Source organism: Deinococcus grandis, from assembly GCF_001485435.1.
Lineage (GTDB): Bacteria > Deinococcota > Deinococci > Deinococcales > Deinococcaceae > Deinococcus > Deinococcus grandis.
The window spans coordinates 2,342,236-2,358,336 of the sequence record NZ_BCMS01000001.1 but is presented as its reverse complement, the minus strand read 5'-3'; the positions used below and the strand labels follow the sequence as shown (position 1 = coordinate 2,358,336).

Below are 16,101 nucleotides of genomic sequence, written 5' to 3'. Positions count from 1 at the left end.
GTAGGAGACAAACGGGTTCCGGGCGTGGAGTTGGCAGATCGGTGATTTTCCGATCTGTTAACGAAACAAGGTAGAACCACAGGACAGCGTGGAGTGATGAGCAACGAGATCGGGAAGATGGAGTGGTATGCAGCCAACTCCCTCTTCCCGACGCACTGATGATACGCCCCGATGCCCGTATTGCCCGTCGCCCACCAGAGTGGGCGTTCATTCCCGTCGCGACGCTCGATACCGCTGTCATCGCTGCCACACGACGTTCACCGCGACGCACGGCACACCGCTCTATCGACTCAAGACCGATCCGAACATCGTCCAACTGGTCCTGACCCTCCTCACCTTCGGTTGCCCCATCCCAGCAGTGGTCATGGCCTTCAAGATCGACGAGCGCACACTGGCCGACTGGGTGAGGAAAGCCGGTGAACACGCGCAGCGTGTTCACGAGCACCTTGTCTGTCAGGGCCAGTTGCATCTCGGGCAGGTGCAGGCGGACGAACTCTGGTGTCGGACCCAACGGGGCGTGCGGTGGCTGGCAACGGCCGTCTGTGTCTCCTCACGACTGCTCCTGTGGGGTGCGTTCGCTGCTGAGCGAACGCACGCCCTGATCGCCGAGGTCGTGAATCAGGTGCACTGCGCTGCACAGCTTCAATCACCAGTGCTGTGGGCAACAGATGGATACGGCGCGTGGAAAACACAGGTTCTCAGGATGTTCCGGACGCCGCGGCACACTGGGCGCCGTGGGCGCCCAGCGTTGGTGCCCTGGGCGGAGTTGCACATCGTGCAGGTCGTGAAACGAACCTCCCGTGACCGAATCGAGCGACGCATCGCATTCGGTGATCTCTTCGAAGCGCTGCACCTGATCGAAGCGTCGCAAGGTCGCCCGGGTACCGTGAACACCGCATTCGTGGAACGGTTGAACGCGACCCTCCGGACGTGGTTGCCGGCACTGGTCCGTCGCTCCCGGCATGCCGGGAGCGACGGCGAGCGACTGGAACGTCACTTCTTCCTGGTGTTGGCGGCGTACAACCTCATTCGTCCACATCGGTCACTTCGGGTGCAGGTGAATGGTCGGTGGGTGGATCGAACGCCGGGGATGGCAGCAGGTGTGACGGATCACGCCTGGACGATCGCGGAACTGCTCCGCTGTCGGATCGAACCATGTGTTCAAGCCGCATGATTCAACTCCACGCTGTCCTGTGGTCCTACCCGAAACAAACGGAATCCGTATAATCCCCGCTGATTCACGGCACCGCCTCGGCCACTCGGCTGAGGCGGTTTCGCGTGTGTGCGGGCTATGCTGCGCGCATGCTCGACGCCGAGACCCTCGAAGCCGGTTCCACGCGCCCCATCACGCTGCTCCTCGTGGACGACCACCCGGTCGTGCGCAAGGGCACCCGCGAACTCCTTGAGAGCGAGGCGGACCTGCGCGTGGTCGGCGAGGCGGGCAGCGGCGAGGAAGCCATCCTGCGCGCCCGGGAACTGACGCCGGACGTGATCCTGATGGACGTCAGCATGCCCGGCATGAACGGCATCGACGCGACACGCGCCATCAAGGCCGAGCGGCCCGGCGTGGGCGTGCTCGTGCTCACCAGCTACGACGACGACGCGTACGTGTTCGCGCTGCTGGAAGCCGGGGCCGCCGGGTACCTGCTGAAGAATGCCTCCGAGGACGACCTGCTCGGCGCCGTGCGCGCCGTGGCCGCGGGCGAGAGCGCGCTGCACCCCAGCGTGGCGAAGAAGGTCCTCGAGCGCTTCAGCACCCACACCACCCCCACGCCCCCCGAGGACGACCTGAGCCCCCGTGAACTGGAGGTGCTGCGCGTGGCCGCCACCGGCCGCACCAACAAGGAGATCGCGCGCGACCTCGACATCAGCCCGCGCACCGTGCAGGTTCACCTCGCGAACATCTTCTCCAAGCTGGGTGTGGGCAGCCGCACCGAGGCGGTCCTGTACGGCATCAAGCGCGGCTGGATCGACCCGAAGAACCTGTAAACGCGGTGTCCGAGTTTCTCCCGCCGTTCCCGCAGACCCTCTCGCAGGCGTCGAGTGTCGCCGCGTTCGCGCGGGACCTCGCCGCGTACGCCTGCCCGGTCCTGCACGCGCACGGCGTCCGCGTGTGGATCGTGCAGGACGCCGCCCTGACCCCCGCCGCCGAGGAGGGGCGCGGGCTGGCACTCAGTGACGGCACGCTGGCGCACGAGGCGCTGACCGTCGGCACCCTGCTCGAGGACGGCATGCTCGCGGCCCTGCCCTTCGGCTGCGGCGTGCTGGAGGCCGTGGGCGCCAGCCCCGACGGGCTGCGCGCGCTGCTGGGCGCCGCGCCGCTGCTGGCCCTGGCGGTCGAGGGCGTGCAGGCCCGCGAGGCCCGGCGAGGGCACGGCCGCATCGCCGAGACCGTCGAGGGCCTCGTGCGGCGCCTGGGCGGCAGCCTGGACCTCGCGGAGGTCCTGACCGTCACCGCGCAGAGCGCCGCGCTGGCCCTGGGCTTCCGCCGGGCGTTCGTGGCGCTGTTCAGCGAATTCCACGAGGGCGGCCGCGCCCGCACCGGCGAGGTCTTCACGCACGGCTTCGACGAGGAATTCCGCGGCGGGATCGGCGTGGGCCCCGTGACCTTCGAGACGCTGGTGCAGCGCGGCGAGGCGATCCGCTTCGAGCGTCCGCGCGACGCGGGCAGTCCCCTGGCGCAGGGACTGGCGGAACTCGCCCCGCACGCCGCCGTCATCGCGCCCCTCTCTGCGCGCGGGCAGGCGCTGGGCCTGCTGTACGTGGACACCCAGCAGCCCGGCACGACCGCCAGCGAGGACGACGCCCGGCTGGTCCTCGCGCTGGCCGAGCAGGCGTCCCTGGCGATCGACAACGCCCGCCTGTACGCCCTGGAAACCCGCAAGCGCGAGGCGGCCGAGGCGCTGCGCGAGGCCGGCGCGGCCCTGGCGGGGAGCCTGCACCTGAGCGACACCCTGACCCGCGTGCTGGAACGCGCCGCGACCCTCTTCCACGCGGACGCCGCCGCCGTGTACGAACGCCAGCCCGACGGACGCACCGTGAACATCCGCTCCGCGCTGGGCCTCCCGAACGAGTACCTGCTGCGCGTGCGCGCCAAGGTCGGCCTGGGCGTCACCGGCCGCGCCATCGCCGAGTGCCAGCCGGTCGCCGCGCGCGACCTCACGCAGGCGCACTACGGGGGCAGCAGCCGCTACACCCGCCAGCTGCTCGCCGCCGGACGCTACCCGTACCGGGGCGTGATCAGCCTGCCCCTGACCACCCGCGCGGGGGTGTTCGGCGCGCTGACCCTGTACTGGCAGGACGCCCTGCCGCTGGACGCCGACGATCAGGCGCTGGCCGCCGTGTTCGCGTCGCAGGCGGGACTGGCCATCGAGAACGCCCGCCTGTACGAGGAGGAACTGCGCCGCGAGAACGAGGCCGCGCTGCTGCTGAACCTGGGCCGCACGCTGGGCGAGGATCAGAGCGACGCCGTGCTGGCCGACGCGGCGCGGCTGGTCACGCACGCCATGAACGCCGCACGCGGCCTGATCGCCTTGACCGACGATCAGGGTGCGTTCACCCGTTGCGCCACGTATAACCTGCACGTGCCCCCGCAGAGCGACCTGCACGCCCTGGCTGCGCAGCTGGGCCGCGGCGCGCGCGCCCTGACCCGCCGCTACACCCTGGCGGTCGCGGGCAGCGGCCTGATCGTCCCGCTGCGCGCCGAGGGCCACCCCGACCAGAACGGCGAGGACGCCCTGCTGGGCTTCCTGTACCTCGACGATCCCGGCACGGACCCCCCGGGCGAGCACCTGCTGGCCCTGGCCCGCAGCGTCGCCGACCAGATCACACAGACCCTGACCCGCCAGCGCCTGCTGACCGAACTGGAACGGCAGGAAGCCCGCTACCGCCAGCTGGCCGAGGGCGCCCACGACCTGATCATCAGCACCGACCCCGGCGGGACCATCACGTACGCCAACCCGGCCGCCGGGACGCTGCTCGAACCCCTGACCGGGCCGCTGCCCGGCGCGAACCTCCTCGACCTGCCCACGCCCGACACCCGCCCCGCCCTGCGCGCCGCGTGGGCCAGCGCCCGCCGGGCCTCGCGCGGGAGCCGCACCGAGATCCAGATCGGCCCGCACCGCCTGGAACTGCGCGTGGGCGTCATGGACGGCGGGCGCGGCGTCCTGACCGTCGGGCGCGACCTCTCGGAACTCCAGACGCTCGCCGACGAGATCGCCCGGCGCGGCCAGGCGCTGGAGGCCGCCACCAGCGCCGCGCTCGAGATGCGCACCTTCCTGACGCTGTTCACGCAGGCGCAGGAGGAGGAACGCCGCCGCATCAGCCGCGAACTGCACGACGACACCGCGCAGGTCCTGACCGCCACCACCCGCCGCGTCGCCCGCCTCGCCCGGGAACTCCAGGGGCCGCAGAAGGACCGCGCCGACGACATCCTGACCGACCTGAACGCCGCCATCGACGGCGTGCGCCGCTTCGCCCGCAACCTCCGCCCCAGCGTGCTGGACGACCTGGGCCTGCTCCCGGCGCTGGAATGGCTGGCCACGCAGGCCGCCACGCCCACCCGCCTGGAGGTCAGCGGTCAGGAGCGCCGCCTGGACGCCGCCACGGAACTCACGCTGTTCCGCCTGTCGCAGGAGGCGCTGAACAATGTGGACAAGCACGCCGGGGCCGCCAGCGCCGCCATCCGCGTGGCGTTCCGGGCGGGGCACGTGCAGGTCGCCATCCGCGACGACGGGCAGGGCTTCACGCCCGATCAGGCGCAGGAACGCGCGCAGGCCGGGCACCTGGGCCTGATCGGCCTGCGTGAACGTGTCGCCCTGACCGGCGGCACCCTGGACGTGGACAGCAGCCCCGGCGCGGGCACCACCCTGACCTTCACCCTGCCCGGCTGAGTATCCGGCTCAGCGGCGCAGCAGGTCCTCGATGGCGTCCGCGAGGTGCTCGGGGCTGAGGTACGCGTCGCCGCGCGCCACGCGCAGCTCATAGGCGCGGCGCAGCACGTCCGCGTCCCGGAAGCCCTCGGGCGTCTGGAACTTGTAGCAGGCCAGTTCGACCTTCATGCCGTTCGGATCGCGGAAGTAGATGGAATCCATGAAGCCACGGTCGCGTTCCAGCACCTCGATGCCGCGCGCCCGCAGCCGCGCCGGGGCGAGCTGGAAGGTCGCGCGGGACACGGTGAACGCCAGATGCTCCACGGTGCCCGGTTCGCGCGGCGCGTCCCGCCCGGCGTCCACGCGGCCCTCGTCGGTGAAGACGGTCAGCAGGCGGCCGCCGCCGGGGTCGAAGTACAGGTGGTTCTCGGCCGGGTTGCCGAGGTTCGGCTGCTCGAACACGAACGGCATGCCCAGCACCCCCTCCCAGAAGTCCAGGGCACTCTGGCGGGTGGAACCGACGATGGTGACGTGATGCAGGCCCTGCACCTGCACCCGGGGGTCGCTGCGGGTCATGCGTCAGGCTACCGCGTCAGCCGTAGCGCCTGAGGAACTCCTCGCGCGGGAGCCACGCCATCTTCGGGGTGTCCTCGCTGGGCGCGCGGGTGGTGCCGTACGCGACGCGCAGCAGCCGGAAGCCCAGCCCGTACCAGCGGGCCGTGGCGGGCGGCAGGTCCAGCAGCGTGAAGCCCGCCTGCGCCAGCGGCGCGTGGAAGAGGGTCACCGCGAACACCGCCTGCGCCTCCTGCAACTCGGGGCGCTCCTGCAACGCCGCGCCCACGTCGCGCAGGCTGCGCAGGTACGCGCGGTACGCGGTCAGGGCGCTGCGCGAGGCGAGCCCCACGATGCGCGGCGAGTGCAGGTGCAGTTCCGCCGTGTGCGCCGAGCGGGGCAGGGGCAGCGGTGCGGGCGCGTGATCCAGCGGCGCCACGCGCATGACCGCATCGGCCCGCTGCGCGAGGTCGATCACGCCGTGCTGCCGCGCGAACCGGTCCTCGACCAGCCGGGTGTAACCGTGCAGGAACAGGTCGCGGCCCGTCCCGGCGCGCAGGTCCGGCACGTCCCGCACCGGCACCGGGCGGTACCCCAGGCGCTTCAGGTCGGCCAGCAGCGTGGGCAGCCGCGCGGGGTCCACGGTCAGCAGCGCGCCCGGGGCGGGCCGGTCGGTGCCCGGAGGCAGGGCGTGCAGGCCGCGCGTCCCCAGCGCGTGCAGGCCACGCAGGCGCTCCGGAGTGGCCCAGGTGGTCACGGGCGTACCCGCCAGGACGTCCAGCCCGGGCGCGCCCGCCGGGTCGCCCAGGCCCCCCACCTCGTGGCCCGCCAGCCGGGCGCGGTCCAGGTCCCGGGCCAGGGTGGGGGAGAGGAGCAGCGTGGCGCTCACCCCGGCCTCCGCCAGGGTCGCCAGCGCGGCCCGCAGGTCGGCGTCCGAGCGGACGGGGACGCTCAGGCCCACGCGCGGGTCGCCGGGGTGGCCGCCGTGCCACGCGCCCGCCCGGCCCGCCCGGAGGGCCGCGCGCACCGCTGCGGTCGAAGAAGGTGCCATGCGGCGTGAGTCTAGCGCGCCCGCCCCGCTCCCTGCCGCCGCAGGGCCACACGCGCATGAGAGCCGCGCCCGGGTCGCCCCGGCAGGGTGAGTCGGATTTCTGAGCCTACTCTCATGTCCGGCGTCGTATGCTCCTGTCTAGTGATGCTTCAGGAATTCTTAAACTTTCCCCGGGGCCGCGTCACCCAGCCCCTGACCGGCGGCGCCGCATGAGGCCGCTGCGCATCGGGCTGTTCACCGACACCTTCCTGCCGGACCAGAACGGCATCGTGACCAGCGTCAGCCTCCTGAGCGACGAACTGCGCGCACAGGGACACCACGTCGACGTGGTCGCCCCCGACTTTCCCGAACACATCGACACCCGCCCGGACGTCATGCGGGTCGACAGCCTGCGCTACATGTTCCTGCCCACCTACCGGCTGGCGTGGCCCACCCGCCGGGACTTCACGCACCGCTACGACGTGATCCACACCCACACGCCCCTGACGCTGGGGCTGTCCGGCGCGCGGCTGGCGCGCAAGTGGGACATCCCGCACGTCGCCACGTACCACACCCACATCGAGGCGTACACCCACTACGTGCCCGGCGCGACCGCCCTGCAACGCCACACCGGCGTCGTCACGAAGGTCATGGCGCTGCACTACGGCAGGGCCGACGCCGTCATCACGCCCACGGCGGGCATGATGGACGTCCTGAACGCCATGAAGGTCCGCAACCCGGTCGTGATCCCCACCAGCATCGACCCGCGCGCCCTGAACGCCGCCCCTAGCGTGCCCAGCCCCTGGCCGGAAGGGAAGCGGCGCCTGCTCAGCGTGGGCCGCCTCGCCCGCGAGAAACGCTTCGATCACGTCCTGGACACTCTGGCAGGCCTGCCCGACGCGCACCTGGTGATCCTGGGCGAGGGCCCGGAACGCGACCACCTGGAAGCGCACGCCGCCCGGATCGGCGTGGCGGACCGCGTGACGTTCCTGGGCGTGCGCCCCTGGACCGAGATCGGCGCGTACTACCGACTCGCGGAACTGTTCGTGTTCGCCAGCGACACCGAGACGCAGGGCCTCGTCCTGCAGGAGGCGCAGCTCATGGGCGTGCCGGTCGTCGCGGTCGGCGCGCGCGGCACCCTGAGCGGCGTGGCGCACGAACGCAGCGGGTACCTCGTGACGCCCGGCGACGTGAACGCCCTGATCCACCACAGCCGCGAGCTGCTGAACGACCCGGCCCTGTGGGCCCGCCTGTCTGCGGGCGCGCGCAGCTTCGGGGCCAGCACCACCCCGCACGGCGTCGCGCAGCGCGTCCTGGACGTGTACAGCCACGTGCTGGGCATGCCGCGCGCCGTGGCGTTCCAGGACGACCTCAGCGGTCATCCCCGAAGTAGCCTCGCGTATGACCAGTGATGTTGCGCACGTGCTGCCACAGGAACGGCAGCACGCCCCGGTCCAGGCGCCGGGCGCTCGTCTCCACCAGCGCGCGGCGCACGTACGCGATCTCGCCGGTGCGGGCCAGTTCCTCACCCAGGATCACGTCCTCGTAGGCCTCCACCTGCGGGTACCCGCCCACCAGCAGCGCCGCCTCGCGCGAGAAGGCCATGTTCGCCCCGGCCAGGTTCGGGCGGCCCATCAGCCGCGCGACGTGCAGGAACGCGCTGTAACTCGTGCCCGACGCCAGCGCCCAGTGACGCGGCACGCCCGAGAAACGCATCGGGCCGTACAGCGCCGTGCGGCCCGGCGCGGCCTCGTTCAGGACCTCCAGCCAGTGCGGCGCGGGCAGGGAATCCGCGTCGGTCGTCGCCACCCAGTCGGTCCGCGCGGCCTCCAGGCCCATCTGACGGGCGCGGGCCACGCCGCGTTCCTCGCAGCGCAGCACCCGCGCGCCGGCCGCCCGGGCGATCTCCATGGTCGCGTCGCGGCTGCCGTTGTCCACCACGATCACCTCGCGTGGGGGCCGGGTCTGCCGTTCCAGCGCGCGCAGCGTCAGGGGCAGGTACTTCGCCTCGTTGCGGGCGGGAATGACAACCGTGAAATCGGGCACCTTCACACCCTAGCAGGCCAGCCGCGCACGCCGCACGTCCGGAGCGCGCCGTGAACCTGCGCGAGCGCCTGCCCTTCCAGCCCGGCACTGCCCGCGCCGTCGTGATCGCCGCGCTGTCCCTGGCCGCCGCCGAATTCGTCCGCAGCGGCCTGTACCTCCCGTACCTGGGGCAGAGCCCCCGCGTGCAGGCGCAACTGGACCTCCCGGCGACCGTGGTGGGCCTCGCCTGGGCCGCGCACGTCCTGACCGACACCGTCATGCGCGGCCCGGCCGGGCTGCTGATCGCCCGGGTGGGCCTGCGCTGGGCCATGATCGCCGGGACGGCCGTGAGCCTGCTCGCCATCAGCCTGCTGCCCGCCGCGCACAGCGGGCTGACCCTGCTGCTCATCGCGGCGCTGCACGGCGTGGGCTTCTCGGTCATGTGGCCCGGCACCATGAACCTCACGGCGGACGTGACCCGACAGACCGCGCAGGGCCGCACCCTGACCGTCGTCGGCATGAGCGTGTCCTCCATGATCGGGCTGGGCTTCTTCGCGTACGGGTCGCTGCGCGCCGCGCCGCCCGAACAGGTGTACCTCCTGAGCCTGGGCGCGCTGATCCTGTCCCTGGTGATGGCCGTGCTGCTCCCCGCGCGCGCCGTGCGCGGCCCCGCGCGCGAGGCCCTGCGCGGCGACGCCCTGAAAGCCACGCTGCGCCGCGTGACGCCCCTGCTGCCCGCCGCGCTGATGCAGACCGTGACGCTGTCCCTGTTCGGGCAGGTGCTGTACAAGATCGCCGACGCGCTGAGCCTGAGTACCGCGCAGATCGTCAGCGTGCTCGTCGTGGGCGGCGCGGTCGCCTTCGCGTGCATCCCGCTGCTCGGCAAGATCGCCGACCGGGGCCGCGCCGTGCCCGTCCTGATCGGCGGGTACGCGCTGATCGCCGCCGGGATGCTCGGCCTGGCCGCGCTGCCGCCCCTGTGGGCCATGTACCCGCTCGCGGCGCTCGTCGGCGTGGGATTCGCCGGGGTGCAGCCCGGCTGGGGCGCCCTGGTGACCCGCACCCTGCCCGCCGCGCAGCGCCCCGCCGCGTGGGGCGTCCTGATGACCGTCGAGAACGGCGGCACCGCCCTGAGCCCCCTGCTGGGCGTCCTGGCCTTCGAACGCTTCGGCGCCGGCGGCCCCTTCGGACTGGCAGCCGGACTGGCGACGCTGGTCACGGCGTTCTACCTGCTGCTGCGGCCCCTGTTCGCCCGCGCCGCGCAGGAACAGGAAGCCGCGCCCCAGGACGCCCCGGCGTGAGGCGCGTCGCCTGGACCGCCGCGCTCCTGACCCCCGTCCTGCTGGCCGAAGTCCTGGGCCGCGCTGCCGGGTGGGGCGCCCTGGGTCACGGCCCGCGCGACCGCTGGCGGGTCGCCGTGACCTTCGACGACGGCCCCGGCGAGCGCACCCCGGACCTGCTGGCGATCCTGGCCCGCCACCGCGCGCGCGCCACGTTCTTCGTCACCCGCCCGGCCGCGCAGACCCACCCGGAGCTGCTGGACGCCATCGAACAGGCCGGGCACACCCTGGACGCCCACGGCATCTGGCACCGCACCGCCCTGACCCTGACCCCCTGGCAGGAGTGGGCGCAGGTCGCGTGGCACCCCCGCCCCGCGCGGCCCGGCCCGCACCTGTACCGCCCGCCCTACGGTGGGCACAGCCCCCTGACCCGCCTGTTCGCGCACCTGTCCGGGCGGCAGGTGGCCCTGTGGGACACCGAGGGCCGCGACTGGACCGGCGGCGACCCCGCCACGCTGGCCGCGCAGACCCTGGCGCGCGTGCAGCCCGGCAGCGTGATCCTCCTGCACGACGGGCCCGCCGTGACGCCCGCCCTGCTCGACGCCCTGCTGAGCGGCCTGGGAGAACGTGGGTTAGAGGTCGTCCCCATGCACGAACTGCCCGCGCGGCGCATCACCCTCCGCGAGGGGCTGACTCGACTACGCGCCAGCTACGGCGCCTGACGCTGGCAGCGGAGCGGGGCAGAGGTGACATGAACGCCTCCGCCCCGCTCCGCTGTCCGTATCAAACGGATTCCGTTTGTTTCGTTGACAGATCGGAACACCACCGATCTGTCAACTCCACGTCCGGAACCCGCTTCTCTCCTTCTCGCATCCGCTCGGGTTGAATGGTTTTTGCAAACCATTCAACCGGAGTTCATATCAGCCCTGCGGTTTGCTGACGCGCTGACGTCCGGCCAGCGCGCGGCCCAGCGTCACCTCGTCCGCGTACTCCAGCGCGCCGCCCACCGGCAGCCCGTACGCGATACGGCTCACGACCGCACCCAGCGGCTCCAGCAGTCGCTGCAGGTACAGCGCCGTCGCATCGCCCTCCACGGTCGTGCCGGTCGCCAGGATGACCTCCTGTCCCTCCTGCACGCGCGGCAGCAGCGGACGGATGTGCAACTTGTCCGGCCCCACGCCGTTCATGGGACTCAGCACGCCGTGCAGGACGTGATACAGGCCGCGGTACTCGCCGCTGCGCTCGATGGCGATCACGTCGCCGGGTTCCTCCACGACGCAGATCACGCCCTGATCGCGGCTGGGGTCGCTGCACACGTCGCACCTCTCGGCGTCCGTGATGTTGAAACACACCGGGCAGGTGTGCAGATCACGCTTGGCTTCCAGCAGCGCCCGCGACAGGCGCTCGATGTCCTCGCGGGGCTGCTCGAACAGATGGAACGCCAGCCGCTGCGCGCTCTTCGGCCCGATGCCGGGCAGGCGCGACAGCTCACGGATGAGCGCCACCAACGATGGGGGGTACTTCACTCGGACTCCTTCACCACCACCGGCCCCCAGTGCAGGGCCGGACAGAAACGGACAGATCAGCACAAACGGGCGCGGCCACCCACCGCCCACCGGCAGGGGTGGCCGACCACGCGGGACTCAGAAGCCGGGAATGCCCAGCCCGCGCGTGGCGTCCTGCTGCAACGCGTCCGCCTTCGCCCCGGCGTCCTGAATCGCCACGAGGATCAGGTCCTCCAGCGCCTCGACGTCGTCGGCGTCCACCGCTTCGGGCTTGATCTTCAGCGCCGTGACCTTCCCGTGCCCGTTCATGGTCACGGTCACCAGACCGCTGGCACTGCCCTCGACGGACTTGGCGGCCAGATCCTCCTGGATCTTCGTGGCGGCCATCTGCGCCTGCTGCATCTGCTTCATGAGCTTCTTCATGTCCATGCCCGCAGTCTAGCGGCCCGCGCCAGGGCAGATGGTGCCCTCCGGCGGGCGGGTCACAGCCAGCCGAGCACCAGCGCCGCCGCGAGCCCCGCGAACAGCAGCGCCGCCGCGCCCACCGCGCGGTTCAGCCCGGACAGCCCGGCGGCGGCGGACGCCAGGAACGCCAGGATGCCCAGCAGGCCGGGCGCGCGGCTGAAGCCGTCCCCGCCGAGCGCGGCACTCAGGACGAACAGCAGGACACCAGCCAGGAACAGGACGCCGGGAAGCATGCCCGATTCCAGCACGCTTCCCCGGCGTGGCGCTGCCCTATCTGTGTGGCGGGGCTATACGGATTCCGTCTGTTTCGTTGCCAACCCGGTGTCCTTCCGGGTTGGCAACTCCACGCCCGGAGGGGCGTTTCTCTCCTGCTCGCGCCGCTCGGGTTGAACGTTGTTGCAGACCGTTCAACCGGAGTCCGTATTACAGCGCGGGGGTGCGAGTGCCCTTGGCGCGGCGGTACAGCTGCGCGGGGCGGCCCACACCGCTGCGGCGCTCGCCGCTGGGCGTCAGGCTGCCCTGCGCGAGCAGCCGCTTGCGGAAGTTCCGTTTGTCCAGTTTGCGGTTCAGGATCGCCTCGTACACGCCCTGCAACTCGGGCAGGGTGAAGGTGTCGGGCAGGAACTCCAGCGCGAGGTTCGCGTATTCCAGCCGCAGCTGCAGGCGGCCCAGCGCGCGGTCCAGGATCGCCTGGTGGTCGAAGGCCAGTTTCGGCGTGCGGTGGGCGGGCATCCACTCGGCGCCCAGGGTGTGCCCGCCGCCGCTGACGCTGACCGTGCCGTGCGGCAGCACCGCGAGGTGCGCGACGCTGACGATCCGGCCGCGCGGGTCGCGGTTGATCTCCCCGAACGTGAAGAACTGTTCGAGGTGGCGGGGTTCGAGTTCCACGCTGGTCTCGGTGCGCAGTTCGCGCAGGGCCGCCTCGTGGAGTTCCTCGCCGGGGTGCACGAAGCCGCCGGGCAGCGCCCAGTCGCGCGCGTGCGGGAGTTCGCCGCGCTGTACGAGCAGGACGTGCAGTTCAGAAGCGTGCATGGCGAACGCGGCGACGTCCACGGCCAGGCCGACCTGCGTGGCGCCGCGGGGCAGCGCGAGGTCGGTCACGCGCGCTCCGGGTGGCGGGGGTGAGGTCGGGCGGTCATGGCGTGATGCTAGGGTTTGTGTCCCCGGTACGTCAAGGGGAATAGTGTCCTGCGGGCGCGGATTTTCACACGTGACAGCGGGGTTTACGCCGGGCTTTGCGTGCCTGCCGCCTGCGCCTCGGCCCGGCTGACCAGCACGTGGGCGCGCAGCAGTTCCGCCACGCTCCACGCCTGGAACGGGCACCCGCCGGGCCGCAGGCTGTCCCCGGCGAACACCTCCGACACGTGCCCCAGCCCGGCTTCGAGCACGTGCCCGCTCAGGCCGCGCAGCGCCGCGCGCGCCCGCCCGACCTCGCCCTGCGCCAGCAGCAGTTCCACGAACGCCGTCAAGGGCCAGGGCCACACGGTCCCCTGATGGTACGCCGCGTCCCGCTGCATCTGCGCGCCCCCGTAGTTACCCCGGTACCGCCCGTCCAGCGGGGACAGCGTGTGCAGCCCGACAGGGGAGAGGAGTTCCGATTCCAGCTGCGCGGTCGTCGCGGCAACCAGCGCGGGGCTGGTGGGCGTGTCCGGCAGTGCCAGCGCGATCGCCACGTTCGGGCGGAGGCTGCGGTCCGGCGTGCCGTCCGCCGCCAGGGTGTCCACGTACGCGCCCTGCCAGAACGCCGCGAAGCTGGCCTGCGCGCGCGCCAGGGTAGCCGCGAACTGCGCCTCCTCACCCAGCGCCGCCGACAGGCGCGACTCGGCGCCCAGCGCGGCCAGCCACAGGCCCTGCACCTCGATGGGTTTCCCGTGGCGGGGCGTGACGACCCAGCCCTCGATCTTCACGTCCATCCACGTGAGCTGCACACCCGCCTCGCCCGCCAGCAGCAGCCCGTCCGCCGGGTCCATGCGGATGCCGTGATCGGTGCCGCGCACGTGCCAGTCGAGCAGGTCGCGCAGCTGCGGCAGCGCCTCCCGCGCGAAACTCGCGTCGCCGGTGACGGTCACGTACCGTTCCAGCGCCACCGCCAGCCAAAGCGCGCCGTCCACCGTGTTGTACCCGGCGCCCTGCCCGTCGTCGTGGAAGTTGTTCGGCGTCAGGCCCCGGCGCAGGCTGCGCAGGAACGTGCCCAGGAGGTCTTGCGCCTCGGCGTGCCGCCCGGTCAGCAGGGTCAGGCCGGTCAGGGCGATCATGGAGTCGCGGCCCCAGTCCGCGAACCACGGGTACCCGGCGATGACCGTCACCCCCTGCGGCTGCGTGCGGCGCACCAGGTACGCGTCCGCCGCGACGGCCAGCGTGGCGACCAGTTCATCCGGCACGCCCGTCGTGACCTGTGCCCGCACGGCCAGTTCGCGGCGGCGCCCGGCCTCGTCGGCGTACGCCGCCCACGGGTCGAGAACCAGCGCCTGCGCCACGCCCGGCGTGACCGCCTGCACCACCAGCGCCGCGCGGCCCCCGCCCGCCGGGAAGCTCAGGTCCCACAGCGGCGTGCCCAGCGTGGACTCGGTGTCCGGCTCGCCACGCGCCAGATCGTGCCGGTAGTGCACCCGCTGCGGCACAGGCCGGGGGTCCAGGGCGTCGATCACCGCGCCCGGCGCGTGCACCTGCACCCGCGTCTGCGCCTCGCCCTGCACCGTCACCTCGCGGCCCGCCCCGTGGAAGGCCAGCGTGGGCACCCGCTCGTGCACGGCGTGCATGTCCCGGTCCACGAAGAACCCCCCCAGCCGCAGCGCCACCGGATCGCGGCTCTGGACGTCGTACACGAACACCACCGCGCCCGACCCGCGCGGCATGAACGCCCGGCGGCGCACCCGCACGCCCGCGAACAGCTGCTCCCGTTCGGGCAGCAGGTCACTCAGTGACGCGCCCGTCAGCCAGCGCAGCCCCTCCCCCTCGAAGGTGTCCGGGGCGATCTCCAGGGCGTGCAGGGTCGTCTCGCGCACCCCGCCTGCGCCGGGCACGCGCAGCACCTCCAGCGGCGAGACCAGATGCGTGCGCCGCTGCACCGGCGGCAGCTGGCTGGCCACCAGCCCCGAGTAGCAGCGGGTCGGGACGCCCGACAGGCTGCTCAGGGCGAAGCCGCCCAGCCCGTCGGTCAGCAGGACCTCCAGGTCCGCGCTGCGGGCGGTCAGGGAACCGAAAGGGAAGGTGACAGGCGCACTCATGCGCGCCAGCATGGCACGAAGGCGCCGCATGGAAGGCGCGTGGTAGACTGAGGGGTACCGTCCGCCCCGTGGGGTGGGCGCAGCCGCCCGGGAAGCCAGCGTGCCCCGGAGCGCGGCGGAGGTGATGAACATAGCGAAAGAACACAAGGTCAACGAGCAGATCCGCGTGCGCCAGATCCGACTGATCGGCGCCGAAGGCGAGCAGGTGGGCATCATTGACACTCGCGACGCCATGAACATGGCCCGCGAGGCCGGGATGGACCTCGTCATGGTCAGCCCGCAGGCCGTCCCCCCCGTCTGCCGCCTGCTCGACTATGGCCGGTTCCGCTACGAGCAGCAGCAGAACGAGAAGGAAAACCGCAAGCGCGCCCGCGCCCAGGAAGTCAAGGCGATCAAGTTCCGTGTGAAGATCGACGACCACGACTTCAACACCAAGACCGGGCACGTGCGCCGCTTCCTGGAAGAAGGCCACAAGGTCAAGGTCACCATCATGTTCCGTGGCCGTGAACGCACCCACCCGGAACTCGGCGAGCGCATCCTGGTGCGCGTCGCGGAGTCCCTGGCGGACATCGGCGCGCCCGAAGGCACCCCGAGCATGATGGGCATGGACATGAACATGATCATGACCCCCCGCGCCGAGAAACCCGCGAAGAAGGAACGCGCCGCCGAGGACGCCCCCAGCACCCCGGCCCCCAGCGCAGCTGCCGCCGAGCCCGCCCCCAGCGAGCCGGTGGCGAACGCCGGCGCGTAAGCCCTGACCTGCGAGAACGCCCGTCCCGGCTGGGGCGGGCGTTCCTGTTGCCCGGGTGGTCCGCGTTTGTGGACGCGACCACCCTCCGGAATGCTTTAAATAGTAAACTGAGGTCCGTGGGCGACGCCCACCCGGAGGAACCCCATGATCAAGATGTACACCACCACCTGGTGCCCCGACTGCCACGCCGCCAAACGCGCCCTGACCAGCAAGGGCCTCGCGTTCGAGGAAATCAACATCGAGCAGGACGACGCCGCCGCCGAGTACGTCATGAGCGTCAACGGCGGCAAACGCAGCGTCCCCACCCTCGTGCACGGCGACACCGCCGCCAGCCTCAGCGGCTTCCGCCCCCAGAAACTCGACGCGTTCCTCGCCCAGGCCGGACTGTAAGAGAC

At 72.0% G+C, this 16,101-nt stretch carries 16 protein-coding genes; 8 read left to right on the top strand and 8 right to left on the bottom strand.

All coding sequences use genetic code 11. The features are described 5' to 3' along the window. Positions 1–199: 199 nt before the first annotated feature. From DEIGR_RS20380 to DEIGR_RS11485, 3 genes are all read left to right on the top strand, one after another. Positions 200–1,174: a hypothetical protein gene (locus DEIGR_RS20380; RefSeq protein ID WP_160329932.1), complete on the top strand. Its 975-nt coding sequence runs from the start codon at positions 200–202 to the stop codon at positions 1,172–1,174. 128 nt (positions 1,175–1,302) lie between these two features. Further along, the gene (locus DEIGR_RS11490; RefSeq protein ID WP_046844446.1) at positions 1,303–1,989 is read left to right on the top strand and encodes a response regulator; all 687 of its coding nucleotides are present in this window, start codon (positions 1,303–1,305) and stop codon (positions 1,987–1,989) included. Positions 1,990–1,994: 5 nt separating this feature from the next. After that, complete coding sequence (locus tag DEIGR_RS11485; RefSeq protein ID WP_058977376.1) at positions 1,995–4,892, top strand: GAF domain-containing sensor histidine kinase; 2,898 nt, start codon at positions 1,995–1,997, stop codon at positions 4,890–4,892. Between the two features lie 9 nt (positions 4,893–4,901). Here the strand turns inward: DEIGR_RS11485 and DEIGR_RS11480 are convergent, their stop codons facing one another. Together DEIGR_RS11480 and DEIGR_RS11475 are read right to left on the bottom strand one after the other, a co-directional pair. Further along, positions 4,902–5,447 (bottom strand): VOC family protein, encoded by a 546-nt coding sequence (locus DEIGR_RS11480; protein WP_058977374.1) that lies wholly within the window; start codon positions 5,445–5,447, stop codon positions 4,902–4,904. 16 nt (positions 5,448–5,463) lie between these two features. Continuing rightward, positions 5,464–6,474, bottom strand: coding sequence for a YkoP family protein (locus DEIGR_RS11475; protein ID WP_058977372.1), 1,011 nt, complete (start codon positions 6,472–6,474; stop codon positions 5,464–5,466). A gap of 209 nt (positions 6,475–6,683) precedes the next feature. Here DEIGR_RS11475 and DEIGR_RS11470 point away from each other — a divergent pair, with 209 nt between their 5' ends. Beyond that, positions 6,684–7,865 carry a glycosyltransferase family 4 protein gene (locus DEIGR_RS11470; protein WP_058977370.1) on the top strand — a complete coding sequence of 394 codons (1,182 nt, stop codon included), beginning with the start codon at positions 6,684–6,686 and terminating at the stop codon, positions 7,863–7,865. Here the strand turns inward: DEIGR_RS11470 and DEIGR_RS11465 are convergent. Next, a complete protein-coding gene (locus DEIGR_RS11465; RefSeq protein WP_058978681.1) occupies positions 7,825–8,499 on the bottom strand; it encodes a glycosyltransferase in 675 nt (224 codons plus the stop codon). The genes DEIGR_RS11470 and DEIGR_RS11465 overlap by 41 nt on opposite strands. A 50-nt stretch (positions 8,500–8,549) precedes the next feature. On the opposite strand from DEIGR_RS11465, the gene DEIGR_RS11460 reads away from it, so the two are divergent. Both DEIGR_RS11460 and DEIGR_RS11455 read left to right on the top strand, forming a co-directional pair. Beyond that, on the top strand, positions 8,550–9,779 hold the full coding sequence (locus tag DEIGR_RS11460) for an MFS transporter (protein WP_058977368.1): 1,230 nt from the start codon (positions 8,550–8,552) through the stop codon (positions 9,777–9,779). After that, positions 9,776–10,480 (top strand): polysaccharide deacetylase family protein, encoded by a 705-nt coding sequence (locus tag DEIGR_RS11455; protein ID WP_058977366.1) that lies wholly within the window; start codon positions 9,776–9,778, stop codon positions 10,478–10,480. Before DEIGR_RS11460 ends, DEIGR_RS11455 begins: the two co-directional genes overlap by 4 nt. 198 nt (positions 10,481–10,678) lie before the next feature. On the opposite strand, the gene recR is transcribed toward DEIGR_RS11455, so the two are convergent. The 5 genes from recR to DEIGR_RS11430 all read right to left on the bottom strand — a co-directional run bounded on the left by recR (position 10,679) and on the right by DEIGR_RS11430 (position 14,955). After that, positions 10,679–11,284: a recombination mediator RecR gene (recR, locus tag DEIGR_RS11450; protein WP_058977365.1), complete on the bottom strand. Its 606-nt coding sequence runs from the start codon at positions 11,282–11,284 to the stop codon at positions 10,679–10,681. 117 nt (positions 11,285–11,401) lie between these two features. Continuing rightward, the gene (locus DEIGR_RS11445; RefSeq protein WP_046844453.1) at positions 11,402–11,692 is read right to left on the bottom strand and encodes a YbaB/EbfC family nucleoid-associated protein; all 291 of its coding nucleotides are present in this window, start codon (positions 11,690–11,692) and stop codon (positions 11,402–11,404) included. 53 nt (positions 11,693–11,745) lie between these two features. Beyond that, positions 11,746–11,961: a hypothetical protein gene (locus DEIGR_RS11440; RefSeq protein WP_058977363.1), complete on the bottom strand. Its 216-nt coding sequence runs from the start codon at positions 11,959–11,961 to the stop codon at positions 11,746–11,748. Between the two features lie 190 nt (positions 11,962–12,151). Further along, a complete protein-coding gene (locus DEIGR_RS11435; RefSeq protein ID WP_058977362.1) occupies positions 12,152–12,829 on the bottom strand; it encodes an NUDIX hydrolase in 678 nt (225 codons plus the stop codon). A 122-nt stretch (positions 12,830–12,951) separates the two neighbouring features. Beyond that, positions 12,952–14,955 (bottom strand): amylo-alpha-1,6-glucosidase, encoded by a 2,004-nt coding sequence (locus DEIGR_RS11430; protein WP_058978680.1) that lies wholly within the window; start codon positions 14,953–14,955, stop codon positions 12,952–12,954. A gap of 121 nt (positions 14,956–15,076) precedes the next feature. Between DEIGR_RS11430 and infC the strand changes: the two genes are divergently transcribed. Beyond that, positions 15,077–15,706 carry a translation initiation factor IF-3 gene (gene infC, locus DEIGR_RS11425; RefSeq protein ID WP_058978679.1) on the top strand — a complete coding sequence of 210 codons (630 nt, stop codon included), beginning with the start codon at positions 15,077–15,079 and terminating at the stop codon, positions 15,704–15,706. Positions 15,707–15,850: 144 nt separating this feature from the next. Further along, entirely contained in the window at positions 15,851–16,096 is a 246-nt protein-coding gene (locus DEIGR_RS11420; protein WP_058977360.1) for a glutaredoxin family protein, read from the top strand. Positions 16,097–16,101 lie beyond the last annotated feature (5 nt).

What these genes read in the sequence shown, in the direction of transcription:
- DEIGR_RS11490 (WP_046844446.1), top strand. Translation starts at nt 1,303, where the DNA reads ATGCTCGACGCCGAGACCCTCGAAGCCGGTTCCACGCGCCCCATCACG.
- DEIGR_RS11480 (WP_058977374.1), bottom strand. Translation starts at nt 5,447, where the DNA reads ATGACCCGCAGCGACCCCCGGGTGCAGGTGCAGGGCCTGCATCACGTC.
- DEIGR_RS11475 (WP_058977372.1), bottom strand. Translation starts at nt 6,474, where the DNA reads ATGGCACCTTCTTCGACCGCAGCGGTGCGCGCGGCCCTCCGGGCGGGC.
- DEIGR_RS11470 (WP_058977370.1), top strand. Translation starts at nt 6,684, where the DNA reads ATGAGGCCGCTGCGCATCGGGCTGTTCACCGACACCTTCCTGCCGGAC.
- DEIGR_RS11445 (WP_046844453.1), bottom strand. Translation starts at nt 11,692, where the DNA reads ATGGACATGAAGAAGCTCATGAAGCAGATGCAGCAGGCGCAGATGGCC.
- DEIGR_RS11440 (WP_058977363.1), bottom strand. Translation starts at nt 11,961, where the DNA reads ATGCTTCCCGGCGTCCTGTTCCTGGCTGGTGTCCTGCTGTTCGTCCTG.
- DEIGR_RS11430 (WP_058978680.1), bottom strand. Translation starts at nt 14,955, where the DNA reads ATGAGTGCGCCTGTCACCTTCCCTTTCGGTTCCCTGACCGCCCGCAGC.
- DEIGR_RS11420 (WP_058977360.1), top strand. Translation starts at nt 15,851, where the DNA reads ATGATCAAGATGTACACCACCACCTGGTGCCCCGACTGCCACGCCGCC.